The organism is Paracoccus sp. MC1854 (assembly GCF_014164635.1).
Classification (GTDB): domain Bacteria; phylum Pseudomonadota; class Alphaproteobacteria; order Rhodobacterales; family Rhodobacteraceae; genus Paracoccus.
Genome location: NZ_JACJFU010000003.1, coordinates 222,390 through 247,033, shown reverse-complemented (window position 1 = coordinate 247,033; position 24,644 = coordinate 222,390). Strand labels below are relative to the sequence as shown.

The following is a 24,644-nucleotide window of genomic DNA, read 5'->3' as shown; positions in this document are numbered from 1 at the left end:
GTCGCGGCCGCCCGCGCAAGCGCCCCGACAAGCTCCACGCCGACAAGGCTTACGATAACCATCGTTGCCGGTCCGAATGCCGCGCCCGCGCGATCATGCCCCGCATTGCTCGGCGGACAGTGGACAGCAGCGAGAGGTTGGGCTGCCACCGCTGGGTCGTCGAACGAACGCTTGCCTGGCTCAACCGCTTCCGCCGTCTGACTATCCGCTATGAGCGACGCGCCGACATTCACGAGGCCTTCGTAATCCTCGGCTGCGCCCTCATCTGCATCAACCAGATCAGAAGGTTTTGTTAGATGCTCTAAGTGCAAATTCGGGTTTTCAACCTTCGGATTCCGCATACCAATGCACCTCCGAAAAATGCGTCTCATTTCCTGCTTGCCATCAATATCACGCTTTATTTTTTGACCTTTCCGATCTCTATACGCTTGCCCTCTTCGTTGCCCAAGCGTTCAAGTTAGATCAAAAAGCGCTCTATGCGCGTTGCCAAGCAGGACATTACCCAGAGGCTTGTCCGCTGGCGTTTGCTGAAGCAGATTGACAGAGGAAGGCAGAAATTCCCTCTTGGTGCCCATCCGGCTGCCCAAGCAAACAGAAAGCTGCCAATTACGATATTCTCGTAGATGTCTGCTCTTGCGCTGCTCTCAAAGAAAAAACCCCGCCGAGTCACCTCGACGGGGCAAGTTCGTCCTGTAGCCGAAGGAAACCCTGCGGCCCGAGACACCGGCGAACCTGCGTCAGGCGTGATCGGCCATCTCGGCTCGAATCTGCTGGCGAAGGATGTCGATCGGTATCATCTTCCCATCGCGGCGGAAATGCCAGTAGGTCCAGCCGTTGCAGGACGGAGCGCCTTCCAGCGTGGCACCGACTTGGTGGATCGAACCCCTGACATCGCGCCCGATCACGGACCCGTCCGCGCGCACCCGCGCCGTGTGGCGGCCGCCCAGCGACACCAGTTCCTCGCCCGGCCGCAGCATCCCCCGTTCCACCACCTGGCCGAAGGGGACGCGCGGCTCGGCGCGCTTGCTGGTGGTAGTGGCCAGCGAGGCCGCATCAAGGCGGCGGACGCGGGACAGGCGGCGTCCCGCGACCTCGCGGTAGGCGGCTTCGCGCTCGATCCCGATCCAGTCGCGGCCCAGCATCTTGGCGACCGCGCCGGTGGTGCCGGTGCCGAAGAAGGGGTCCAGCACAACGTCGCCAGGATTGGTCGTGCCGACCAGCACCCGGTGCAGCAGGCTTTCGGGCTTCTGCGTCGGATGGGCCTTGGCGCCGCCCTCGTCCTTCAGCCGCTCGCCCCCGGTGCAGATCGGCAGCGTCCAGTCGGACCGCATCTGGATGCCTTCGTTGAGGCTTTTCAGCGCCTCGTAATTGAAGGTGTATTTCGCCCCTTCCGTCTTCGAGGCCCAGATGAGCGTCTCATGCGCGTTGGTCAGCCGCTTGCCACGAAAGTTTGGCATCGGGTTCGACTTGCGCCAGATCACGTCGTTCAGAATCCAGAAGCCTTGGTTCTGCAGCTCGGCGCCGACGCGGAAGATGTTGTGATAGCTGCCAATCACCCAGATCGCGCCATTGGGCTTGAGCAGCCGGCGGGCGGCGGCCAGCCAGTCGTGGGTGAAGCGGTCATAGGCGGCAAAGCTGCCGAACTGGTCCCAGGCGTCGTCCACCGCATCGACACGGCTGTTGTCGGGGCGGTGCAACTCGCCCCGAAGCTGCAGGTTGTAGGGCGGGTCGGCAAAGATCAGGTCCACCGAGGCTTCGGGCAGGCCGTTCATCACCTCGATGCAGTCACCGGCAAGGATCATGTTCAGGGCCAAGGGTTTGTTGCGCGCGGGTTTGCGCGTTGCCTTTATCGTCGTCATTGCTGCCCTCTGACCGGCGGCGCTGCGGCCGCTCATGTTGTTGGCCCCAACATGAGTCAAAGGTGATTCGGCGTCAATTCCTTTTCTGAATCAGCCGGTTATTCCTGATTCGGGACACAACATCTTGTGGATGGAGGGGAAGCCGATTCTATGAATCGGGGTCGGACCCAGTTTGGCCAGGGCCTTTCGATGGATTTCGGTCGGGTAGCCCATGTTCTTTTCCCAGCCATAGCCGGGATGCTGCTGCGCCAGCTCCACCATGATCCGGTCGCGTTCCACCTTGGCCACGATGGACGCGGCGGCGATCGACAGGCTGAGCGCATCGCCCCCGGTGATGGCACGGGCCGGGTGGTTCAGGCCCGGCGGGATGCGGTTGCCGTCCACCAGCACGATGCAGGGGCGCTGGCGCAGCCCGGCCACGGCGCGGCACATGGCGAGGTGGCTGGCATGAAAGATGTTGAGCTGCGCGATCTCCTCGACGCTGGCGTGACCCACGGCCCAGTCGGCGCAGTCCTTGATCTGGACGGCGAGGCTCGCGCGCTTCGCGGGCGACAGCTTCTTGGAATCGTCCAGCCCCCGCGGGATGCCCTTGCGGGGCAGGATCACCGCCGCGGCCGTGACCGGCCCGGCCAGCGGCCCGCGCCCGACCTCATCGACGCCGCAGATCAGGCGCGCGCCATCGGCCATGTAGGCACGTTCATGGCGAAACGAGGGGCGTAGCTGTGGCGATTTCATGATCGCTTTCTAGCCCTGTCCACGCCATGCGGCCAGCCCATGGAAGCGGAAGCGCCCGGGTCACGGTCGCATGGGTATTTGGGCCAGAAAGAAGCTCATGGGTCTTTTTTCTGGTGAAAAATGCCATCGAGACTGGCGAAGGCCCGTACAGGAGGCGGAGCAGGAAACAGCCGTCTTCACGGCTGTTTCCCCGACGGATGGGTCCGGTGGACTGTGTTCGGTGAGTCAGAGGCGAAGCCCGAGGAGAGGCGGACAGCCCCCGTGCCCCGCGATGCCGAAAGTGCCTACCCTGCCCGCCCCGACCCGTGTGTGCCGAACCACAGCGGCGCATGGCGGTTCACGTCCTTGTAGAGCAGGTAGCGGAAGCGTCCCGGCCCGCCCGCATAGCAGGCCTGCGGGCAGAAGGCGCGCAGCCACATGAAGTCGCCGGGCCCGACCTCTACCCAGTCGCGGTTCAGGCGATAGACGGCCTTGCCTTCCAGCACGAACAGCCCGTGTTCCATGACATGGGTTTCCGCGAAGGGGATCGAGCCGCCCGGCTGGAAGGTCACAACGGTGATGTGCATGTCGTGGCGCAGGTCGGCGGGGTCCATGAAGCGGGTGGTGGCCCAGGCGCCCTCGGTGTCGGGCATGGGCGAGGGCGCGATGTCATGCTCATGCGCGACGATCGGGCCGGGGGGAATGATGCCTGCGGCAGGCTGCCAGCGCTTGCGGAACCAGTGAAAGCCCGCGTTGCCGGGCGTGGCGTTGTGGATCGACCAGTGCATACGGGGCGGGACATAGGCGAAGTTGCCGGGGCGCAGGCGGTGGGTCGCCTCGCCGATGGTGATGTCGAGATCGCCGCCGGTGACGAAGATGGCGGATTGCACCTCGGGGTCGTCCTCGGGGGTGTCGCTGCCGCCGCCCTCGGCCAGTTCGACGACATACTGGCTGAAGGTTTCGGCGAATCCCGACATCGGCCGCGCCAGCATCCACATCCGCATCCCCGTCCAGCCGGGCAGGAAGCTGGTGACGATGTCGCGCATGACGCTGCGGGGGATCACCGCATAGGCGTCGGTGAAGACGGCGGTGTCGGTCGTCAGCCCCGTTTGCGGCGGCAGGCCCGCCACCGGCCCGGCATAGCTGCCTCGTGGCGGAGGGAGCGCTGCCTCGCCTTCTCCGGGGATCTGGGCGGGATTGCCGGTGGGGGTCGTCTCGTCGATCATCGTCACTGTCCTTGCTGGTCATTTCGCGACTTTCCCCGACAGGCAGAGGGGCCGCAAGCATTCCTAAGATGTGGTGGTGCCCGCCCTCGCAGCCTGCTCGCCGGCAACCCTCGCAGGCAAGTTGTTCCTTGGTAGTGGCACAGCGCCCGCACCGTGATGGTTTCCCTGCAAGGATACAGGGTGCTCCCTGCCCCTCCATGTCCTCAAGCTCGGGCATTGGCAGCATGCCGGGTGCATCCGGTGCGCGCTTCTTTCTGGCCCAAATACCCATTCCGGCCGCGCCGCAAGGACTGCGTCCGGCCAGCGGCCCGGCCTAGCCCAGCAGCGCCTTCAGCCGCAGCTCGGCGATGCGGATGACCTGGCGCTCGGCCTCGGCCCGCTCGGTGGCCGAGTCGTTGTCCGCTCGCCGTGCCATCGCCGCCATGATCCCCGGCTTGTCGTGGTCGCGGACCGCGATGATGAAGGGGAAGCCGTGGCGGGCGACATAGGTCTCGTTGAGGCGGGTGAACTCGGCCCGTTCGGCATCGGTCAGGGCATCCAGACCGGCGCTCGCCTGCTCGGCGGTGGAATCCGCCGTCAGGCGCTTCGCCGCGGCCAGCTTGCCGGCAAGGTCGGGGTGGGCACGCAGCACGGCAAGCCGCTCGTCATCCGAGGCTGCGCGGAACTGCCGCGCCATGGCGGCGGCAAGCCCGGCCGCGCTGTCATGGGCCGGACCCATCTCGGTGTCCCACGTCCGCTCGGCGACCCAGGGCGAATGCTCGTAGATCGAGCCGAAGCGTTCGATGAACCCAGCGCGGTCCATCTGCGAGGGCCGTTCCCTTGCCACTAAGGGATGCGCCGCCGCCCAGTGGCGGGCGATGTCCAGCCGGGTCGCGAACCACACGCCCTCATGCGCGCGGGCGTGGTCGAGGAAGCGCCTCACGCCCTCGGCCCGGCCCGGCCGCCCGGCCAGGCGGCAGTGCAGGCCGATGGACAGCATCCGCGCCCTGCCCTTGCCCCCTTCACGGTAAAGGCAGTCGAAGGCGTCGCGCAGATACAGGAAGAACTCCTCGCCATTGGTGAAGCCGCCGTTGACGAAGCGCATGTCGTTGGCGTCGAGCGTATAGGGAACAACCAGTTGCGGGCGGCCTTGGTGGACGTGCCAGTAAGGCAATTCATCGGCGTAGGAATCGGCCAGATACTCGAACCCGCCTTCCTCGCAGCCCAGCGCAACCGTGTTCATCGAGGCCCGGCCCTGGTAGAAGCCCAGTGGTCGCGAACCCGTGACCTGGCTGTGCAGCTCGACGGCGCGGGCGATGTGCTCGGCCTCGATCTCTCGGGGCACGTCCTTGTAGTCGATCCATTTCAGTCCGTGGGTCGCCATCTCCCACCCGGCGTCGATCATGGCGCGGGTCTGTTCGGGGCTGCGGGCCAGGGCGGTCGCCACCCCGTAGCAGGTGACCGGGATGCCTTCGAGCATCCGGTAAAGCCGCCAGAACCCGGACCGCGCGCCATAGTCGTAGATCGACTCCATGTTCCAATGGCGCTGGCCCGGCCAGGGCTGGGCGCCGGTGATTTCGGACAGGAAGGCTTCGGACGCCGCGTCGCCATGCTCGATCGAGTTCTCCCCGCCTTCCTCGTAGTTGACGACGATCTGCACAGCGATCCGCGCCCCGCCCGGCCATTTCGGATCGGGCGCCTCGGCCCCGTAACCTCGCATGTCGCGGCTGTAGCGCATCTCTCACCCCGTTGTTCCTGCGCCGGGCAGGGTCATGCGCCGCGGCCCGCTTGTCCAGCGGACCCGCGCGGATTTCCGGTAGGCGGCAACTTAGGTTGCCGGGACAAGCTCGCGTTCGCGCGGCAGCAGGGCCGTCAGCAGTCCCAGCACCGGCAGCACCGAGCAGAGGTTGAAGACGAAGCCGATCCCTTGGGCGTCCGCGACCGCCCCCAGCACCGCCGCCGCGATCCCGCCCATGCCAAAGGCAAAGCCGAAGAACAGCCCGGCGATCAGGCCCGTCCGCCCCGGCACCAGCTCCTGCGCGAAGACCACGATGGCGGGCGCGGCCGAGGCGATGATCGCGCCCACCAGCACCGTCAGCACGGCGGTCGTGCCCAGCCCGACATGCGGCAGCAGCAGCGAAAAGGGCAGCACGCCGAGGATCGAGAACCAGATCACCTTGCGGGCGCCGACCTTGTCCCCGACGATGCCCCCCAGCATGACGCCCGCGGCCGAGCCGAACAGCAGCAGGAACAGCATCACCTGCGAGGCTTGCGCGGTCATCCCGAATTTCTCGATCAGGAAGAAGGTGTAGTAGCTGGTCAGGCTGGCCATGTAGAAGGCCTTGGTCATCGACAGCACCGCCAGCACCCCGATGGCCATGGCGATGCGGCGGACGGGCAGGACTGGCCCCGCGGCCACGCGCAGCGCCCCGGCCTTGCGCCGGCCCTCGGCCCAGCGCCCGACCTGCCACAACACCCCCGCGCCGCCCAGCGCGATCAGTGCCAGCCAGCCCAGCACCGGGCGGCCCAGCGGCACCACAAGGAAGGCGGCCAGCAGCGGCCCCAACGCCTGCCCGCCGTTCCCGCCAAGCTGGAACAGCGACTGCGCCGTCCCGAATCGCCCGCCCGAGGCCGTCCGCGCCACCCGCGAGCTTTCCGGATGGAAGATCGACGACCCCAGCCCGATCAGCATCGCCCCCGTCAGCAGCACCGGATAGCTGCCCGCCTGCGCCAGCGTCAGCACGCCTGCAAAGCTGCACAGCATCCCCACCGCCAGGGACCGCGGCATCGGGTGTCGGTCCGTGACCATCCCCACCACCGGCTGCAGCAGCGAAGCCGTGACCTGGAAGGCAAAGGTCATCAGCCCGATCTGGGCATAGCTCAGCGCGAACTCGGCCTTGAGCAGTGGGTAGATGGCCGACAGCAGCGACTGCAGGATGTCGTTGACCATGTGGCACAGGCTGATCGCGATCAGCACGGGCCAGGCCGGACCCGTCGAAACCCGCGCCGCGGGCCGGGGCGGCGAGATGTCGCTTGTTGTCACACCCGTGATCCTTTCCGCCGATCGGCGACGCCGGATTTCCAGCCTTTTACGGAAGGTCGTCAGGAACGTCCGGGAACTGTCAAGAGACAGCCCCGACCAAAGCGGAATGAAGAAAAGCAATAATTTGTCAATACAAACCCGTCGCAGATTGACGCAACGTCAGCTTGGCTTAAACTTTCCCTTGCGAAAGTTGATTATCTTTAAGGGCAGCTTTCCCCGGTGCTGAAGTTTAGTCTATAGTCTTGCCCGCAAGGATCGGAATATTATGACAAATCTTCGACGTCATTCCGCGCGTCCCACAGGGTCATCCCCGGCAGGTGGACGGACGGTCACCTGGGCGGGCATTCGCGGGGTGATTATGGATAGAATCACCCACGGGATCTATCCGCCCGGTTCGCTCATCCCCACCGAACATCAGTTCGCGGCCGAGTTCGGCAGCGCAAGGGCCACGGTCAACCGCGCGCTGACCTCGCTGGCGGAACGGGGCGTGCTGGAACGGCGCCGCCGCGTCGGCACCCGCGTCGTGCTGGGGCTTGATCCGGCAAGCCAGCGCGCCAAGCTGCCGGTGATCCGCGACATGGTGGAAGGGCGCGGCCACAAGTTCAACCTGCACTTTCTGGGCCGGGTGGACCGCCCCGTTCCCACTCCCATTCGCGAGCGGCTGTTCCAGAGCGATGCCGCCGACCTGCGGGAATATTGCGCGCTGCTGTGTGCGGACGACACCCTTATCTGCGCCGAGCGGCGGTGGACCGACATGCTCGCCCTGCCCGGTCTGACCGAGGAGGTGTTGACGACCACCAGCGCCAATGAATGGATCGCGCTCAATGTCACGATCACGCTGATCGAGCGCACCGTCTCGGCCCATCGCGCGGCCGAGGTCGAGGCGGACGGGCTGCTCGATTGTCAGCCCGACGCGCCGGTGCTGGTCAATGAAACCGTGCTGTGGATCGGGTCAAAGCCGGTCAGCCTGGCGCGCCACAGCTTCGTGCCGGGCTTTCAGTTCGACCCGACACTGTCCTGACCCCGGCGCAGGGCGGCAAAGCCCGCTGCCCGCTTGCCCAGAAAGGCGGCCATCCCCTCGGCCGCCTCGGCCGAGCCCAGGGCAAGGGCCATCGGCTCGACCTCGGCATCAAGTTGCGCCTCCATCAGCGCGGCCCTTGCGCCGGTCAGCAGCGCCTTGATCGCCGCCTGCGCCCCGGCCGGTCCCTGCGCCAGCCGGACCGCGATCTCCTCGGCCGCCGCCAGAGCCGTGCCCGGTTCCACTGCCGCGTTGATCGCGCCCAGGGCCGCCATCCGCTCGGCCCCGATCGGCTGCCCCAGCAGGCAAATCTCGGCGGCAAGCGCGGGCGGCAGCGCCGCCGTCAGGCTGCCGGAAAGCCCTCCGTCAGGGATCAGCCCCGCATTCACATAAGAGGCGGTGAAGCGCGCGTCCCGCCCCGCCACCACCAGGTCGCAGGCCAGCGCCAGCGAAATGCCCGCCCCTGCCGCGCCCCCTTCTACCGCCGCGATCACCGGGCGCGGGCAGTCGATCATGGCGCGGACCAGCGACTGCAGGTCCTCGATCGCGGCCTGGCGCTGGGCATGGGTCATCTGCGGTGCGGTCATCAGCACCGTCAGGTCGCCGCCCGCGCAGAAGAACCCCTCGGCCCCGGTGACAATCACGGCGGCGATGCGCGGCTCGGCCGCGGCCTGCGCCAGCGCCTCGCGCAAGCCGCTGTAGAAGCCGGCGGTCAGCGCATTGCGCCGCTGCGGATTGTCGTTGACGACGACCAGATGGGTGCCCCGATCCTCGATCCGGCAGTTCTCTTGCGGCATCCGTTCCTCCGTTGCTGCGGCAGGCTAGGCGCGGGGCACGCGCCCCCGCAAGCCCGACGCGAGGTCACGCCGCCTCGGGCCGCCACGGTCAACCAATATTGACCCGCGCGGGCTTGGCAGAGCCGCCCGCTGCTGCGAGTGGTGAGCATCTGATTTCAAGGAGCCATTGCCGGATGTCCCGTCCCACCGCCCTGCGCCTGCTGCCGATGCTGACCGCCGCGATGCTGATGCTGTCCACCGCCCTGCCCGCGGCGGCGCAGAGCAAGCGCGCCGACATCGCCCTGGCCGACATCGAGGCGGCCACCTACCCTGGACGGGGCGACCTGCCGCCCGGCCAGTCGGCGCTGACGGCCAAGATGCAGATCCTTCTGGACCGCTCGGGCGTGTCGCCGGGGATCGTGGACGGCTTTCGCGGCGGCATGAGCGAAAGCGCGGTGCGGGCGTTCGAACGGATGCACGGCCTGCCGCAGGACGGCGTTCTGGACCCGCAGGTCTGGGCGCTGCTGCAGCGGAACGCGGTCTCGCCCCTGACCTCGACCTACACCATCACCCCCGCGGATGCCGAGGGGCTGGTGGACCGCATCCCGACCGACTACGCCGAAAAGGCGCAGATGCCGTCGATGGGCTATACCTCGGTGCTGGAGAAGCTGGCTGAGCGGTTCCACATGGACGAGAAGTTCCTGGCGCAGTTGAACCCCGGCGCCAGCTTCGCGCCGGGCGAGACAATCAACGTCACTGTGCCCGCCAAGCCGATCCGCGCCACCGCCCTGCGCGTCATCGTGGACGCCGAACGCCGGCGGGTCGCGGCCTATGACGCGGGCGGGCGGATGGTCGCGGATTACCCGGCGACGGTCGGCTCGTCGGCCACGCCTTCGCCGCAGGGGACGCATCTGGTCGAGGCAGCGGTGATGAACCCTGACTATACCTACAACCCCAGCATCAACTTCAAGCAGGGCGAGAACGACAAGGTGCTGCGGATCCCGCCGGGACCGAACGCCCCGGTCGGCAATGTCTGGATCGACCTGTCGAAGCCCACCTACGGCATCCACGGCACACCCAATCCGTCCCAGCTTTTCGTCAACCAGAGCAACGGCTGCGTGCGGCTGACCAACTGGGACGCGCAGGAACTGGCGAAGATGGTGGTGCCGGGGCAGACGGTGGTGGACTTCCTGCCGCCCGGCGTGACCATCGCGGATGTGACCCCCGCGGTCGAACCGGCGGTCCTGCCCGATGCGGCGGGCACCACGATTGCCGCAGCCGTGCAGGACGCGGCGGCATCCGCCCCGGCCATGGTCACGGCCAGCCGTCCCATTCCCCGGCGAGTGCTGCCCGGCGGCGCCCCTGCCGCCGATACCCCGCTGGCCGTGGCGGTCGAGGCGGCCGTGGCGGCAGCGGCCGCGCCCATGGCGGTGCAGGGAACGGACCCGCTCGCCTCGGCGCTGAGCGGGGCGACAAACGGGGCGCTGGACCCGCAGCCCTATACGGCTCCGGCGGGCGCCGTGGCTTCGGGGGTGAACTGAGGATGGGGCGGCGGGCATTGCTGTCGTTGACGCTTGCCGCCGCCCTCGCGCAACCGGGAATGGCGCAGGACGCGGGATCAGGCGCGCTGCCCCCGTTGGCAGTCCCGCCCATCCCGAGGCCCGAAACCCCGGCGCTGGTGCCTGCGGATGACAAGGCCCCGCCATCCTCGGGCGCCCTGATCCCGCCCGAAGCCTACGACCAGCCTGTCATCCCTCTTGGCACCCCCCGGCCTGCGGCATTCGAGACCCTGCGCGAATCGGATTTCGACCATGCAGCCTGCCGGCTGGGACTTGTCATGCTTGGGGTAGATCATGCCGAGGTCCCGCCCCTCACTGACCCGGACCAGCGCGATTGCGGCATCGCCCGCCCGGTCGAGCTGCGCGCCATCCAGCCCGGCATCACGGTCGAGGGCAGCCCGGTCCTGCGCTGCGACACGGCCCGCGCCCTTGCCCTGTGGCTGCGCGAGATGGTCGTTCCCGCCGCAAGCCGGCTGCCGGGCAGCCCGCGCCTGACCTCGGTCATCACAGGGCCCGGCTATGCCTGCCGGGGCGTCGTCGGTGGCTCGACCGGGGGGCGGATCTCGGAACATGCGCTGGGCAATGCCATCGACATCGCGGGCTTCGGCTTCGACGACGGCTCGCGGGTCGAGATCGCCCCGACCGCGGATCGCGGCGACCTGGCCGCGGCGTTCCAGAACGCGGTGCAGGGCTCGGCCTGCCTTTACTTCACCACGGTGCTGGGACCGGGCAGCAACGCTGCCCATGACGACCACCTGCACCTGGACATCAAGGCCCGGCAGGGCGGCTTTCGGCTGTGTCAGTGAGCTGTCAGCGCCGCTTGCGTTCCAGGTCGAGATAGCCCGGATCGAAGCGCGCCAGCCGCACCAGCTCCGGCCAGTCCAGCAGCTCGACCTCGGTCCCCGACCAGCGCAGCAGCTTGCGGTCGCGCAGGTCGCGGACCGCCCGGTTGATGTGGATCGAGGAATAGCCGAGGATGCTCGCCAGTTCGCGCTGCAGCAGGGGCAGCGTCATCCGGTGGTTGCAGGCCGCGCCCACGGCGGCAAGGCGGGTGTAGATCTCGCACAGAAGATGGGCCAGATGCGCGCTGGATCGCAGCGCATTCGCGGCGACGAGCCATTGGCGATGGATGGCCGCGTCGATGGCGGTGGTCATCCACAGAAGCCGCGTCAGATGCGGGTGATTCTTCGTCACGTCGTCCAGATGGGCGTGATCGACGAACTCGACCTCGGTCGTGCCGAAGGCCAGGATGCTTTCCTCGACCTTCGACAGCACGAAGCCGTGCAGGTCCATGAAGTCGCCGGGGACATGCAGCGCGCTGATGACGCGCTGGCCGGCGCGTCCGGGCAGGACATGCAGCCGTCCCGCCATCCCGCGCAGCACAAGGCAGCTTTCGTCCGGCTCTTCGCCCGCGGCGATGATCGTCTGGCCGTTGTCGAAGCTGCGGGTCCTGGTCGGGATCGAGCGCAGCTTGGTCAGGTCACGCGCGCTCAACTCGTCGCGAAGCTGAAGGTAACGGATAAAATATTCGCTGAGCGCCATCTTCCACACCGCCGCATATTCCAGCGGTTGATTGTCGGGGGGCACGGCCAGATGCAATCCCGGGAAATGCCGCCTTAACAAAAGAATATGGCGCCGCGCGGCGCAAGCTGAAAACTCGGCGGAAAAGGGGCGGCAGTGCCGCCCCCTTCATTGCCATGCGGGATGAAGGTTCAGCGACGGTCGAGGTCGCTGTTGCGGTCCACCACCTGGCCGCGCTCGTCCTCGATCTCGACCTCGGTCTTGCGGACGGTGTCGCGCACGGTCTCGGTGTGCGATTCGACGTCCTTGCTCAGCCCGATCTCCTCGACGACGCGGGCTTCCTTCTGGACGACCGCGGATTCGGCATATTCGCTCGCCTCGATGCTGCGTTCCTGGAAGTCGGCGCTGTCGGCAGGACGGTCCACGGGGCGGCGTTCGACATGGACACGCTCGCTGCGAAGCTCGACATCCTGCTCGACCGGCGTCTCGACCACATAGGAGCGTACGCGCACGCGGCCGCCCTCGGTCTGACGCTTGCCGACGGTCACCTGTTCTTCGACGACGTCGATCTTGCCCTCGGCGTTCAGGTTCGCGTCCATGCCGGCGCTGCGCTCGCCGGCATAGCCTGCGGCCGCGACCTCTCCGGCGCCGTAGCCGGTCCAGCCCTCGGTCCGCCATTCGGCCTCACGGGCGTCCAGATCGACTGCGCCCTCGTTATCCAGAATGTCCAGCGCGGTTTCATACTGGTTTTCGGGGATGTTGCGCACCGTGACCAGATAGCCGCCGCGGTTCAGGCCCTCGGCATAGGCATAGCGGTCTTCCTCGGGGAAGAAGAAGTCGCCGATCGATTCAAAGAAGCCGCGGTCGGTGCGGGCCTCGGCCGAATACTGGCGGGTGCCGTAACCTTCGTTTTCCTGCCCGGTCAGCACCACATCGGCGATGCCGGCGGCTTTCAGCGCGGAAACGGCGCGGTCAGCATCGGCACTGCTGTCGAACATCGCCGACAAGCTGCGCATCGAACCGGCGTTCACGGATTCCATAGCCATTTTCACATCCTCACAAGTTTACAGATCGTGGTCGGGAAGTCCGCCCTGCCCCGTCACGGGGCCGGGATCGGCCGCCTCGGGGTCCAGCGGCTCGACCACGGCGCGCTGGCGGCGAAGTGTCACCGGAACATCGACCATTTCGGTCGAGCGGGTCCGGCGAATATGGATTTCCTCGACAAGGAACAGCTTGGTGACGACGACCGCCCGTTCCTCGACAACGGGGATGATGGTGACATCGCCATCCTTGCGAATGTCGGGCATCACCTCGATCTCGCGCTCGACGGGGTGGCGCGTGACCTCGACCTGCCCAGATTCAAGCGCGACCGGGTGCAGCACCGGCTCCTCGTCGGTGACGACGCGGACGCGGACGCCGCCCGTCTGGTGGCGTTCGACGGAAATGCGGGCTTGCTCTTCGACGATGGTCAGGACATCATCGGTGGCAATGCGGGTTTCCGCCTCGCGGCCCTGAAGGTTCGCGGGGTCTAGGGTATTTCCATCGCGGTCCTGGCGTGTCGTCATCGGGGGCGCGATCCTCGCTCGTGTCAAATCTTCAACGCGACGATCCGTTGATCGCGGTCTCCCCAAGAACGTGATCGCGGGCAATCCGGTTTCCGCGATAAACAAACGTTCATGTGAACCCGGCCGCACTTGACCTTTCGTCCGTCACCCCAGTCTGGGCGCGCGGCCTGCCAGCGCGTCTTCCAGCAGTTGGAAACTCTGCTGCGCATCATCCGATTTCAGCGCCACGAAGCCGTCGAGCGCGGGGTTGATCCGCACCGCCTCGTCCAGCCTGGGATCGCTGCCCGCCGCATAAAGCCCGGCCTTTATCATCAGCTCGGATTCCGCATAAAGGCCCAGCGCCGCCCGCGCCCGCGCGATGAAAGCGTTCTCGACCGTGCTCGCCGCGTGCGGCAGCGAGCGCGAGACCGACCGCAGCACATCCACCGCCGGAAATCGGCCGCGTTCGGCGATGGCGCGGTCCAGCACGACATGCCCGTCCAGCACGCCGCGCAGGATGTCGGCGACCGGCTCCTCCATGTCCGATGCCGCCACCAGCACGCTGAAGATCGCGGTGATGTCGCCCGCGCCCTCCGGCCCCGGCCCGGACCGTTCGGCCAACGCCATGATCATCTGCGAGGTCGAGGGCGGAAAGCCGCGGTGGCTGGGCGCCTCGCCCGAGGCGAGCGCGATCTCGCGATGCGCCTCGGCGAAGCGGGTAATTGAATCGGCCAGGAACAGGACGTGGCGGCCCTGATCGCGGAAATGCTCGGCCACGGTCATGGCAGCCCAGGCGCAGCGCCGCCGCATCAGCGGCGACTGGTCCGAGGTCGCGGCCACCACCACCGCCCGCGCCATCCCCTGAGGCCCGAGCGTCGTTTCCACGAACTCGCGCAACTCGCGCCCCCGCTCGCCCACCATGGCGATCACCACGACATCCGCCGTGACCCCGCGGGCAAGCGCCGAGAGCAGCGTGGTTTTTCCCACCCCAGAGCCAGCAAACAGCCCGATCCGCTGCCCCCTCACGATCGGCAGCAGCGTGTCGAAGACGGCAAGCCCGGTGTCCAGCCGCTCGCCCAGGCGGCGGCGCGAGGCGGCGGGCGGAGGCGGGCTGCGGAAACGGCGGTCTTCGTGCCCCGCGCGCAGCGGACGGCCGTCCAGCGCACATCCCAAGGGATCGACGATGCGACCGATCCATGCGTCGCAGGGCGCGATCACCGGACGGAACAGCAGTTCGACCGGCGTCCCGATGGACAGCCCGTCGGTTGCGCCTTCGGGCAGGATCAGCGCGGCTTGCGGGTCCAGCGCGATCACCTCTCCGCTCAGGACTCCGTCCAGCAGGGCCACACGGTCGCCGACCGAGGCGATGTGGTTCAGTCCCCCCGCCTCGACCACGCCCGCGCGGATGGCGGTGACGCGGCCGAAATGGCGGCTGACCCGCAGCCTGCGGATGCGCGATGCGATCGCTTCGATCCGGTCCATGTCGGCTTTCTCCCCCAAGGCAAAATTTCCGCTCGAAACGGTTTCTAAACCTTCTGTGGTTAAGACCCGGTTTATCGCGGTTCAGGAGGACCCACTTTGTTTGCACGGATCGATACGATGCGGATGGCGCAGGCGTTGGGCCAGCACGCCGCGAATCGGCATCGCGTGACGGCGATGAACGTCGCCAACGCCGACACGCCGGGCTACCGCGCCCGCGACCTGCGCGACTTCGACCCGGATCGCGGACCCGGCATCGGCCTGCGGGCGACACGGCCGGACCATGTCGCGGCGGGCCAGTGGGGCAGCCGGCGCGGCACGCCCGTGGATGCGGGCGGCGAACCCTCGCCCAACGGCAACACCGTCTCGCTGGAAGACGAGATGGTGCGCGCGGCGGATGCCTCGCGCCAGTTCAACCTGTCGCTGTCGGTGATGCAGTCGGGAATGACGATGCTGCGAACCGCCACCGGGCGGAGGGGCTGACGATGACCGAACTTTCCGCCACGGCCATCGCCGCCTCGGGCTTGCGCGCCCAAGGGGTCCGGCTGCGCCACATCTCGGAAAACATCGCTAATGCCGACACGCCCGGCTACCGCCGCAAGCTCGTCAGCTTCGAGCCGGGACGCGATTTCGGCCGTGACACTGGCACCGTGCAGGCCGGGCGGATGCGGCACGACCGCGCCGAACTGCCGCAGGTCTATGCCCCCGGCCATCCGCTGGCGGACGGGGACGGCTATTACCTCGGCTCGAACGTGGACCTGGTGATCGAGGTCGCCGACGCGCGCGAAGCCAGTCGCAGCTACGAGGCCAATCTGAAGATGTTCGAGCAGGCGCGGCAGATGTCCTCGTCGCTTCTGGACCTGATCCGTCGCTGAAAGGGGATGCCATGATCTCGCTGACCACCGCCGCCCTGCAGACCGGCAGCCGCGTCGCCTCGGCCTATGCCGAGGCCCGCGCCGCCGCCGCTCCTTCGGCCACCGGCGCTGCCCCCGCAATGACGGCCGCCGCCCGCGACTTCGCCGCCGTGATGGAAGCCGCCGATACCACCGCCATCGGCGCGATGCAGGGCCGCAGCGACACTCAGGCGCTGGTGCAGTCCATCGCCCAGGCGCAGGTCGCCCTCGAAACCGCCGTCGCCATCCGCGACAAGGTCGTCGAGGCATACCAGGAAATCCTGAGGATGCCGGTCTGATGGACGAGAACCTCATCTTCGACGTGACCCGTCAGGCCCTGTGGATCGCCGTCCGCATGTCGGCCCCGCTGCTTGCGGTCGCGCTGGTCACGGGCGTCGTCATCGGGCTGTTCCAGGCGCTGACCTCGGTGCAGGAGATGACGCTGACCTTCGTGCCCAAGGTCGGGCTGATGCTCGCGGTCTTCTGGGTCACGATGAGCTTCATGACCTCGACTCTGGCCGGGTTCTTCGCCGACCAGATCCTGCCCCTGGTCGCGGGGGGCTGAGGCATGGACAACGCGATCTACGCCGCCCTGACCCGGCAGGCCGGGCTGATGCGGGAAATGCGGGCTGTCGCCAACAACATGGCCAACAGCTCGACCACCGGCTTCCGCCGCGAGGGGGTGGTGTTTTCCGAACACATGACCCCGCTGGGAGGCCGCAGCACCCTGTCGATGGCGAACGCCCACGGGCGCGAGGTGGACCTGTCGCCCGCGCCTTTGGCGCAGACCGGCGGCAAGCTCGACCTCGCGCTGGAACGCGAGGGGTTCTTCATGGTCCAGACCCCGCAGGGGAACCGGCTGACCCGCGCGGGCGCCTTCATGGCCTCGGCCGAGGGCGAGCTGGTCAATGCCGACGGCCACCGCGTCCTTGACGATGGCGAGGCGCCCATCGCCCTGCCCCCCGGCGCCCGCAACATCGGCGTCGGCCCGGACGGCACGATCTCGGCCGACGGCGAGCCCGTGGGCCGCGTCGGCATCTTCGCCCAGCCCGATCCCACCCGCCTGCGCCACGAGGGCGGCACGCTGTTTGCCGCCGAGGGCGCCATGCCCGCGCCCGAGGCCGTGGTGCGGCAGGGCTTCCTTGAGGAATCCAACGTCAACCCGGTGCTCGAGATCGCCCGCATGATCGAGGTCCAGCGCGCCTACGAACTGGGCCAGTCCTTCCTTGATGGCGAGGACCAGCGCATCCGCGCCGCCATCGCCGCCACCACCCGCTGACCGCCAGAAAGGCCTTTCCGATGAGAGCATTGCAGATCGCCGCGACCGGCATGGCGGCCCAGCAGACAAGGGTCGAGGTCATCTCGCAGAACCTCGCCAACATGTCGACGACCGGCTACAACGCCCGTCGCGCCGAGTTCGCCGATCTCGCCTATCAGCAGGTCACGCGGCCGGGCACCATCGCGGCGGCGGACGGCACGATGGTGCCTGCGGGCGTGCAGATGGGCCTTGGCGTGCGGCCCACGGCGGTCACGCTGACACTGGCGCAGGGAGCATTGTCGCAGACCGGCGGCGATCTGGACCTGGCGATCGACGGTCTGGGCTATCTTGAGGTCACGATGCCCTCGGGCATGTCGGGCTATACCCGCGACGGCGCGCTCAAGCGCTCGGCCGAGGGGCTGATCGTGACCTCGGACGGCTTTCCGGTCGCCCCCGGCATCACCATCCCGGTCGAGGCCCGCAGCGTCTCGATCAGCGGCTCGGGCGAGGTTTTCGCCTATTTCGACGACCAGATCGAGCCGCAGAACCTCGGCCAGATCACCTTGGCGAGCTTTGTCAACGAAAAGGGGCTGGAGGCCACCGGCTCGAACCTGTTCCTTGAAACCCCGGCCTCGGGGGCGCCGCTGATCGGCGTGCCCGGAGAGCAGGGCATCGGCACGCTGAGGCAGGGCTATCTTGAGGAAAGCGCGGTCGATCCGGTGCGCGAGATTTCCGAACTCATCAAGGCGCAGCGGGGATACGAGCTGAACTCCAAGGTCATCACGGCGGCCGACCAGATGCTGGGCGCCACGGTGCAGGTGCGCTGATGCGGAGCTTGCTGTTCCTCGCGCTGCTGCTGCCGACCATGGCGGATGCCGAAGGGCTGGTCGCAACTCGCAACCTTCCCGCGGGCACGATCCTTGCGTCCGAGGATCTTGCGGTGGCCCCCGCCGGCCGGCCGGGCCTGAACGCCCCCGAGGCCGTGGGCAAGCAGCTTCGCACCGCGGTCTACGAGGGCCGCGCGATCTCGGCAGGGCAGTTGACCGCGCCGACGCTGGTCAGCCGCAACCAGCTTGTGACCCTCGCCTATGAAAGCGCCGCCCTTCGCATCGAGACCGAGGGCCGCGCCCTCGGCTCGGGCGGCGAGGGCGACGTGATCCGGGTCATGAACCTCAGTTCGCGGGCCACACTGATGGCCCGCATCAATGCCGACGGCACCCTGACCGTCGCCCAGCGCTGAAGGATTCGCGCATGAAGACGAAGCATATCCCCCTCGTCCTCTGCCTTCTCGCCGCCTCTGCCTGCGGGCGGGTGGCCGACGTGGGCAAGGTTCCCGAGATGAGCGCCCCCCACGCCACGCCCGAGTTCCAGGCGATGGCCGAGCCGGTGCTGCCCGTGGGCCAGGTCCGCCCGGACAGCGGTGCCTCGCTATGGGCGGGGCAGCAGTTGTCGCTGGTGGGCGACCGCCGGGCCGGGGCGCGCGGCGACATCCTGACCGTCGTGATCGAGATCGACGACAAGGCCGAGATCCAGAACAGCTCGGGCCGCTCGCGCAGTTCGTCCGAAAGCGTGGGCATCCCGCAGATGATCGGCATTCCCCAGCGCCTCGACGAGAAGCTGCCCGAGGGCGCGAGCATGGCGGAACTCGCCTCGGCCAAGGGGGCCTCGACCTTCAAGGGCACTGGCAACATCTCGCGCCGGGACAAGCTGACGCTGCGGGTCGCGGCAACGGTGATCGACAGGCTGCCCAATGGCGTGCTGCACATCCAGGGCTCGCAGGAGGTGCGGGTGAACTACGAGGTCCGCGAACTGACCGTTTCAGGCTTCGTGCGGCCCACCGACATCAGCCGCGACAACGAGGTCGCCTATGACCGCATCGCCGGCGCCCGGATCAGCTATGGCGGGCACGGCCAGATCAGCGACGTCCAGCAGCCCCGCTATGGCCAGCAACTGGCCGACATCGTCCTGCCCTATTGAGGCCGCCCATGCTGAAGAAGCTGTTGCCCGTGGTGCTGTCGGCGGTCGCCTTTCTTGGCGGCGCTGCAGGTGGCGAGATGCTGAAGCGCGGCGGCTCTGCCGAAACCGCCGTTTCGGTGGACGCCAATACGGCGGTCGGGGGCGGAACCGTGCCGGTCACCGCCGGGCAAGAGGCGGCGGATGCCCCTGCGCCACCCCAGAATGCCGTGGCAGATGGGCACGGATCACCTCCCGCGCCCGCTGCCGGGCATGGGAAAAGTCCGGTCGGCCATGGAAAGACCGAAGGAGAATCCGGTACCGCCTGGTTCAAGTTTCCCCAGCAGTTCTTCGTGCCGGTCATCCACGACGGACGGCTGGACAGCACGATGATCCTGGCGCTTTCGGTCGAAATGCCGGCCGCCGCACGGGAAACGGTGTATGCTCACGAGATCAAGCTGCGCGATGCGCTGCTGCGCCAGTTGCTGATCTACGCCAACACCGGCGGCTTCGACGGCAACTTCACCACCGAGGTGCAGCTTCGCAAGCTGCGGGAAACATTGACCGCAACCGCCCAGGGCGTCTTGCCCGAGATCTCGGGCATCCTGATCGGCGATATCGCAAGGCAGGAGAGATGAGCCACCGCCGCAGCGCCCTGCCCTGAACGCTTGGTCGAGAGGAGTGCCTGAAGCGGGATTGCCCTTGCATCGTCCCGGGGCACGGCACCGGACAAGGGCATAAGGGTCGGCGGCATGACGTCCCGCTGGCGCCCTGCCCTGCAAAACGCTATGCGCGTCGCATGGACAAGACGCTGCGGATCGCGATCCTGCTCGCCACCTATCAGGGCGGGCGCTACATCGGGGCGCAGCTTGACAGCCTTGCGGCGCAGGACCATCGCAACTGGCGGCTGATCGTGTCGGATGACGGCTCGACCGACCAGACGCTTCATATCGTGCGGGGCTTTGCGGCTCGGCATCCCGGCCGTGATATCCAGATCCTGCGGGGGCCGCGGCAAGGGGCAACGCGGAACTTCCTGTCGATGATCGGGGCGGTCGAGCCGGGCGATGCGCTCGCCTGGTGCGATCAGGACGATGTCTGGCTGCCAAGCCGGCTGTCGCATGGCGTCGAGGCCCTTGCCGCGGCGAAAGAGCAGGCCGGGACCGGCTTTGGCATCCTGCATGTCACCCGCACGACCATCTGCGACGCGGATCTGCATCCGTTGCGGCCGGCTCCGCTTTACCGCCGCCCCGCGTCATTCGCGAATGCGCTGGTGCAGGCCTGCACGCCCGGCAACACCATGCTGGTCGATCCCGCGGGCGTGACCCTGCTGAAAGCCGCGCAACCGGGCGCGATGGAGGCCGGGGTGATCTCGCATGACTGGTGGAGCTACCAGGTGATCTCGGGCGCGGGCGGGCTGGTCATCCGCGACCCTCGGCAGACCGTGCTTTATCGCCAGCATCGCGGCAATGTCATGGGCCGGAACGACACGCCACGCGCCGCACTGGCGCGGCTGGGCCGGCTTGGCGCGGGGGACTATGGCAATTGGCTGCGGCAAAACGTGGCCGCGCTGGATGCGGCCCGCGACGTGCTTACACCCGAGAACGCGGCAATGCTGGACGGCTTCGCTGCCGCCATCACGGCGCCGGGCCCGTTGGCGGCAGCGCGGCTTGCACAGCTGAGCGTCTATCGTCAGACGCGCGCAGGCACCGCGGCGCTGCTGCTGGCGGCGGCGGCCGGACGGCTACACCCCTGAACCGCTGCAGCGGGCCGGCCGGGAGGAAGGCATGAGTAATCCAGTGGCGCCCCGCCGAGGATCCCCTCAGGGCTCAGGTTGCCACCGAAGCCTCTCTATTTTCGCCTTGGTGCCAGGCTATGGCTTGCGCTGCCGGTCCATTACAGCCTTGCGGGACCAATCGCCGGCTGGCCAGCCCACAATAATCGATACGAGAGACCAACGGCCTGAAGTGAAGATCACGGGGAAGGCGAGTGCTCAGATATACAGAAGAAGAAAAGCAGGAGGTTATCGATTACTACCTCCGGCAGTCGCCCGAAGGCACCGAGGCGAAGTTCGCACAGAAGGTTTACGCCGAGTCAGTTATCGGACACACGCACGCGGTCTGGGACATTCACGCAAGCGACGGCCGATGGTGGGTCATAACGAACCCCACCAATCTGTATTCGCAGGACCAGTTCCCGAACATGGACTTGGCGATCACGTTCCACATGGGACTCTGCCTGCGAATACCCCGCAACGACCTCAGGCAAGCAGATGTGGAGAGCGTGCGCCCTTTCGCCGATGTCCTTCGATCCGTCACGGATTGCGAGGCGGCGCTTGGTCAGGCGAACGATCCGGGTGCGTTCCGCGCTATCGGCGTGCGGTGCCGTGAGATTCTTCTCGCCTTCGTTCATGCCGCTCAGGATGCTTGCGCGTGGCCGGAACAGGACAGGCCCCAACGCTCGAACTTCAAGGCCTGGGTCGATTGGATTTTCGACAGGTTTCTGGGCGGCACTGACAACCGCGAGCGGCGCCGGCTCATCAAGACGACATTGAAAGAGGCGTGGGACCATGTGAACTGGCTTACGCATTCCCAGTCAGGAAAATGGACGGACGCCGAAATTGCGACGAACGCAGTATCTCATGCAATCGGCATGGCGATCTCGATCTGCGTGCGGCATCTTCGCGGCGTGCCGGGCCAGTGCCCGGCCTGCGCGTCTCATCGCCTCTTTCCAGAGGAAGGCAAGGACCCGGAAAACCTCGAAGTCATCTTCGAGCGACCGGTTTGCGGAAACTGCGGATGGGCCGGAGAGCCCGTGCCGACAGGCGAGAGGACGCAAGAGCAGTTGGCACAGATCATCATGAGGGAAGGAAAAGAATCCGACAAGTGCGGGATCATGCAGACGCCGCTCATGGAGATCATGGGTCGGCAGGGCAAATAGACGCGGTATCGTCCCCGATGGTCCAGCAGGTATGAGACCGCGTCTTGCGGCGGCCTCGTCCCGCCTTTGCTGCGCGGTCCTAGACCAGCCGCCCGTGGCAGTTCTTGAACCGCTCGCCCGAGCCGCAGGGACAGGGATCGTTGCGCGACGGGTTGCCCCAGGTCGAGGGGTCGTTCTCGACGAACCCGGGCGCGTGGGCCGAAGCCTTGCCGCCCTCGGCCTGCTCGTGCTGGGGGCGCATCGCGGCGGCCTGGGCAGCCGCCTGAGCCTGATATTGGCGCAGCATCTGCTCACGCTCGGCATCGGTCAGCGGGCGGATGCGGGCGAGGTTCTGGGTGACGTCGTCGCGCAGGCCGTCCAGCAGGTTCTCGAACAACTGGAACCCCTCGGTCTTGTATTCAGACAGCGGGTCGCGCTGGGCATAGCCGCGGAAGCCCACGACGGACCGCAGGTGTTCCAGCGTCACCAGATGCTCGCGCCACTTGCCGTCGATCTGCTGCAGCAGGACCTGTTTTTCGATCTGGGCCATCTGGTCGGGGCCGAACTGCTCGGCTTTCTGGGCCATGTAGGCATCGGTCGCCTCGCGGATGCGTTCGGCCACCGTCCCGCGGTCCACGCCGTCCTCGGCCGCCCAGTCGGCGATGGGCAGGTCCATGTTCAGCCGTTCCACCACGGCGGTTTTCAGCCCGGCGGTGTCCCACTGCTCGGGATAGGCGCGTTCGGGCAGGAACTCGTCGATCAGATCGTCGATGACCTGGTGGCGCATGTCGGCGGCGATGTCGCTGACATCGTCTGATTCCATGATCTCGCGGCGCTGCGAAAAGATCGCCTTGCGCTGGTCGTTCATCACGTCGTCGAACTTGAGCAACTGCTTGCGGATGTCGAAGTTGCGGCCCTCGACCTTTGCCTGCGCCCGTTCCAGCGACTTGTTCACCCAGGGGTGGATGATGGCCTCGCCTTCCTTCATCCCCAGCGTGGACAGCACCTTGTCCAGACGTTCCGACCCGAAGATCCGCATCAGGTCGTCTTCGAGGCTCAGGAAGAACAGCGACCGTCCGGGGTCGCCCTGCCGCCCCGAGCGGCCCCGAAGCTGGTTGTCGATGCGGCGGCTTTCGTGGCGTTCGGTCGCAAGGACGAACAGCCCGCCCGCGTTCAGGACCGCCTGCTTGTCGGTGGCGTGCTCGGCCTCGATCCGGGCGCGCAATTCGTCGGGGTTCGCTTCGGGGTTGGCGGAAAGGGCCTGCAGCACCTTCATTTCCACGTTGCCGCCTAGCTGGATGTCGGTGCCGCGCCCGGCCATGTTGGTGGCAATGGTGACGGCGCCGGGCTTGCCGGCCTCGGCCACGATATAGGCTTCCTGTTCGTGCTGGCGGGCGTTCAGGACGTTGTGGGGGATGCCCTCGGCCTTCAGCATCTCGGACAGCATTTCCGACTTCTCGATCGAGGTCGTGCCGACCAGCAGCGGCTGGCCCTTGGCGTGCGCCTCCTTGATCGCCTCGATCACGGCGGCGTATTTCTCGGTGGCCGTCCGGTAGACGCGGTCGTGTTCGTCCACCCGCTGGACCGGGCGGTTGGTGGGCACCTCGACCACGCCCAGCTTGTAGATTTCGGCGAACTCGTCGGCCTCGGTGGCCGCCGTGCCAGTCATGCCGGCAAGCTTCTCATACAGACGGAAGTAGTTCTGGAACGTCACGCTGGCGAGCGTCACGTTCTCGGGCTGGATGTCCACGCCCTCCTTCGCCTCGATGGCCTGGTGCAGACCGTCCGACAGACGGCGGCCCTGCATCATGCGGCCGGTGAACTCGTCGATCAGCACGACCTCGCCGTCCTTGACGACATAGTTCTGGTCGCGGCGGAACAGCTTGTGCGCCCGCAGCGCCTGGTTCGCGTGATGGACCACGGTGGTCGATTCGGGATCATACAGCGTCTGGTTCGGCGGCAGGACGCCCGCCTCTTGCAGCCGCTTTTCCAGGAACTCGTTGCCATCCTCGGTGAAGGTGGCGTTCCGGGTCTTCTCGTCGATGGTATAGTGATCCGCAGTCAGTTCCGGGACGAACTGGTCCAGGGTCCGGTAAAGCTCGCTGCGGTCCTGCGAAGGCCCCGAGATGATCAGCGGCGTCCGCGCCTCGTCGATGAGGATCGAGTCCACCTCGTCCACGATGGCGAAGAAATGGCCGCGCTGGCTCATTTCCTCGATCGAGCCCTTCATGTTGTCGCGCAGGTAGTCGAAGCCGAGTTCGTTGTTCGTGGCGTAGGTCACGTCGGCGCGATAGGCATCGCGCTTTTCCGCGTCCTGCTGGAAGGGATAGACCACCCCCGTCTTCATCCCCAGCGCGGTGAAGACCTTGCCCATCCATTCGGCGTCGCGCTTGGCGAGGTAGTCGTTGACGGTGACGATATGGACGCCCCTGCCCGCCAGCGCGTTCAGATAGGCGGGGAAGGTGGCGACAAGGGTCTTGCCCTCGCCCGTCTTCATTTCGGCGATATTGCCCCCGTGCAGGAAGATGCCGCCCATCAACTGGGTGTCGAAGGCGCGCAGGCCAAGGGCCCGGCGCGCGGCCTCGCGGCAGTTGGCGAAGGCTTCGGGCAGCAGCCGGTCAAGGCTTTCGCCGGACTGGGCGCGTCCCTGAAGCTCGCGCGTCTTGCCGATCAGGTCGGCGTCCGACATCGCCTGGAACTGCGGTTCCAGCGCGTTGATCTGCTGGACGAGCGGCCGGACCGATTTCACCTTGCGGTCGTTGGGAGAGCCGAAGATCGACTTGGCCAGATTTCCGATGCCGAGCATGGTGTCCTGTCAGGTTTGGCGCGGCGGGCGTGACCCCACTTGCCCCGACCGACGGCCTTGCCCTATCAGAAGGCCGGAAAATCGGCGGCGGGCGCGCATT

At 67.1% G+C, this 24,644-nt stretch carries 26 protein-coding genes; 15 read left to right on the top strand and 11 right to left on the bottom strand.

Annotated elements, in window-relative coordinates:
• On the top strand, nt 1-296 hold a 296-nt coding region (locus tag H5395_RS04520), incomplete at its 5' end, for a transposase (protein ID WP_182791317.1).
• A gap of 441 nt (nt 297-737) precedes the next feature.
• Here the strand turns inward: H5395_RS04520 and H5395_RS04515 are convergent.
• The 5 genes from H5395_RS04515 to H5395_RS04495 form a co-directional block, all read right to left on the bottom strand.
• On the bottom strand, nt 738-1,859 hold the full coding sequence (locus H5395_RS04515) for a site-specific DNA-methyltransferase (RefSeq protein ID WP_182791316.1): 1,122 nt from the start codon (nt 1,857-1,859) through the stop codon (nt 738-740).
• Between the two features lie 90 nt (nt 1,860-1,949).
• Nucleotides 1,950-2,594, bottom strand: coding sequence for a ribonuclease HII (locus H5395_RS04510; RefSeq protein ID WP_182791315.1), 645 nt, complete (start codon nt 2,592-2,594; stop codon nt 1,950-1,952).
• Between the two features lie 284 nt (nt 2,595-2,878).
• Nucleotides 2,879-3,799 (bottom strand): bifunctional allantoicase/(S)-ureidoglycine aminohydrolase, encoded by a 921-nt coding sequence (locus H5395_RS04505; RefSeq protein ID WP_182791314.1) that lies wholly within the window; start codon nt 3,797-3,799, stop codon nt 2,879-2,881.
• Nucleotides 3,800-4,112: 313 nt separating this feature from the next.
• The gene (gene puuE / locus H5395_RS04500; RefSeq protein WP_182791313.1) at nt 4,113-5,516 is read right to left on the bottom strand and encodes an allantoinase PuuE; all 1,404 of its coding nucleotides are present in this window, start codon (nt 5,514-5,516) and stop codon (nt 4,113-4,115) included.
• 90 nt (nt 5,517-5,606) lie between these two features.
• A complete protein-coding gene (locus tag H5395_RS04495) occupies nt 5,607-6,821 on the bottom strand; it encodes an MFS transporter (protein ID WP_370576375.1) in 1,215 nt (404 codons plus the stop codon).
• A gap of 358 nt (nt 6,822-7,179) precedes the next feature.
• Here H5395_RS04495 and H5395_RS04490 point away from each other — a divergent pair, with 358 nt between their 5' ends.
• The gene (locus H5395_RS04490) at nt 7,180-7,842 is read left to right on the top strand and encodes a GntR family transcriptional regulator (RefSeq protein WP_182791312.1); all 663 of its coding nucleotides are present in this window, start codon (nt 7,180-7,182) and stop codon (nt 7,840-7,842) included.
• Here H5395_RS04490 and H5395_RS04485 read toward each other — a convergent pair.
• Entirely contained in the window at nt 7,818-8,636 is an 819-nt protein-coding gene (locus tag H5395_RS04485) for an oxepin-CoA hydrolase, alternative type (RefSeq protein WP_182791311.1), read from the bottom strand. The two genes, H5395_RS04490 and H5395_RS04485, sit on opposite strands and share 25 nt — an antisense overlap.
• 173 nt (nt 8,637-8,809) lie before the next feature.
• Here H5395_RS04485 and H5395_RS04480 point away from each other — a divergent pair, with 173 nt between their 5' ends.
• A complete protein-coding gene (locus H5395_RS04480; protein ID WP_182791310.1) occupies nt 8,810-10,156 on the top strand; it encodes a L,D-transpeptidase in 1,347 nt (448 codons plus the stop codon).
• 2 nt (nt 10,157-10,158) lie between these two features.
• A complete protein-coding gene (locus H5395_RS04475) occupies nt 10,159-10,980 on the top strand; it encodes an extensin family protein (RefSeq protein WP_182791309.1) in 822 nt (273 codons plus the stop codon).
• A gap of 4 nt (nt 10,981-10,984) precedes the next feature.
• On the opposite strand, the gene H5395_RS04470 is transcribed toward H5395_RS04475, so the two are convergent.
• From H5395_RS04470 to H5395_RS04455, 4 genes are all read right to left on the bottom strand, one after another.
• Nucleotides 10,985-11,761 (bottom strand): Crp/Fnr family transcriptional regulator, encoded by a 777-nt coding sequence (locus tag H5395_RS04470; RefSeq protein WP_370576374.1) that lies wholly within the window; start codon nt 11,759-11,761, stop codon nt 10,985-10,987.
• 125 nt (nt 11,762-11,886) lie between these two features.
• Nucleotides 11,887-12,741, bottom strand: a complete 855-nt coding sequence (locus tag H5395_RS18785) for a YsnF/AvaK domain-containing protein (protein ID WP_234450880.1) — start codon at nt 12,739-12,741, stop codon at nt 11,887-11,889.
• Nucleotides 12,742-12,759: 18 nt separating this feature from the next.
• Nucleotides 12,760-13,260, bottom strand: a complete 501-nt coding sequence (locus H5395_RS04460; protein WP_182791308.1) for a YsnF/AvaK domain-containing protein — start codon at nt 13,258-13,260, stop codon at nt 12,760-12,762.
• A 144-nt stretch (nt 13,261-13,404) separates the two neighbouring features.
• Nucleotides 13,405-14,721, bottom strand: coding sequence for a FliI/YscN family ATPase (locus H5395_RS04455; protein WP_182791307.1), 1,317 nt, complete (start codon nt 14,719-14,721; stop codon nt 13,405-13,407).
• A gap of 96 nt (nt 14,722-14,817) precedes the next feature.
• On the opposite strand from H5395_RS04455, the gene H5395_RS04450 reads away from it, so the two are divergent.
• The 11 genes from H5395_RS04450 (at nt 14,818) to H5395_RS04400 (ending at nt 21,759) form a co-directional block, all read left to right on the top strand.
• Nucleotides 14,818-15,201, top strand: a complete 384-nt coding sequence (locus H5395_RS04450; protein ID WP_182791306.1) for a FlgB family protein — start codon at nt 14,818-14,820, stop codon at nt 15,199-15,201.
• 2 nt (nt 15,202-15,203) lie between these two features.
• Nucleotides 15,204-15,593 (top strand): flagellar basal body rod protein FlgC, encoded by a 390-nt coding sequence (gene flgC, locus H5395_RS04445; RefSeq protein WP_182791305.1) that lies wholly within the window; start codon nt 15,204-15,206, stop codon nt 15,591-15,593.
• Nucleotides 15,594-15,604: 11 nt separating this feature from the next.
• A complete protein-coding gene (locus H5395_RS04440; protein ID WP_182791304.1) occupies nt 15,605-15,910 on the top strand; it encodes a flagellar hook-basal body complex protein FliE in 306 nt (101 codons plus the stop codon).
• The gene (locus H5395_RS04435) at nt 15,910-16,176 is read left to right on the top strand and encodes a flagellar biosynthetic protein FliQ (RefSeq protein ID WP_182791303.1); all 267 of its coding nucleotides are present in this window, start codon (nt 15,910-15,912) and stop codon (nt 16,174-16,176) included. Before H5395_RS04440 ends, H5395_RS04435 begins: the two co-directional genes overlap by 1 nt.
• 3 nt (nt 16,177-16,179) lie before the next feature.
• Nucleotides 16,180-16,890 carry a flagellar hook-basal body complex protein gene (locus tag H5395_RS04430; protein ID WP_182791302.1) on the top strand — a complete coding sequence of 237 codons (711 nt, stop codon included), beginning with the start codon at nt 16,180-16,182 and terminating at the stop codon, nt 16,888-16,890.
• A gap of 20 nt (nt 16,891-16,910) precedes the next feature.
• Complete coding sequence (flgG, locus tag H5395_RS04425; protein ID WP_182791301.1) at nt 16,911-17,696, top strand: flagellar basal-body rod protein FlgG; 786 nt, start codon at nt 16,911-16,913, stop codon at nt 17,694-17,696.
• A complete protein-coding gene (flgA, locus tag H5395_RS04420) occupies nt 17,696-18,109 on the top strand; it encodes a flagellar basal body P-ring formation chaperone FlgA (RefSeq protein ID WP_182791300.1) in 414 nt (137 codons plus the stop codon). Before flgG ends, flgA begins: the two co-directional genes overlap by 1 nt.
• 11 nt (nt 18,110-18,120) lie before the next feature.
• The gene (flgH, locus tag H5395_RS04415; protein WP_182791299.1) at nt 18,121-18,846 is read left to right on the top strand and encodes a flagellar basal body L-ring protein FlgH; all 726 of its coding nucleotides are present in this window, start codon (nt 18,121-18,123) and stop codon (nt 18,844-18,846) included.
• Between the two features lie 8 nt (nt 18,847-18,854).
• Nucleotides 18,855-19,460, top strand: a complete 606-nt coding sequence (locus tag H5395_RS04410) for a hypothetical protein (RefSeq protein WP_182791298.1) — start codon at nt 18,855-18,857, stop codon at nt 19,458-19,460.
• 161 nt (nt 19,461-19,621) lie between these two features.
• Nucleotides 19,622-20,575 (top strand): glycosyltransferase, encoded by a 954-nt coding sequence (locus H5395_RS04405; protein WP_182791297.1) that lies wholly within the window; start codon nt 19,622-19,624, stop codon nt 20,573-20,575.
• A 233-nt stretch (nt 20,576-20,808) separates the two neighbouring features.
• A complete protein-coding gene (locus H5395_RS04400; protein ID WP_182791296.1) occupies nt 20,809-21,759 on the top strand; it encodes a hypothetical protein in 951 nt (316 codons plus the stop codon).
• 79 nt (nt 21,760-21,838) lie between these two features.
• Here the strand turns inward: H5395_RS04400 and secA are convergent, their stop codons facing one another.
• Nucleotides 21,839-24,544: a preprotein translocase subunit SecA gene (gene secA / locus H5395_RS04395; protein WP_182791295.1), complete on the bottom strand. Its 2,706-nt coding sequence runs from the start codon at nt 24,542-24,544 to the stop codon at nt 21,839-21,841.
• Nucleotides 24,545-24,644: the final 100 nt, after the last annotated feature.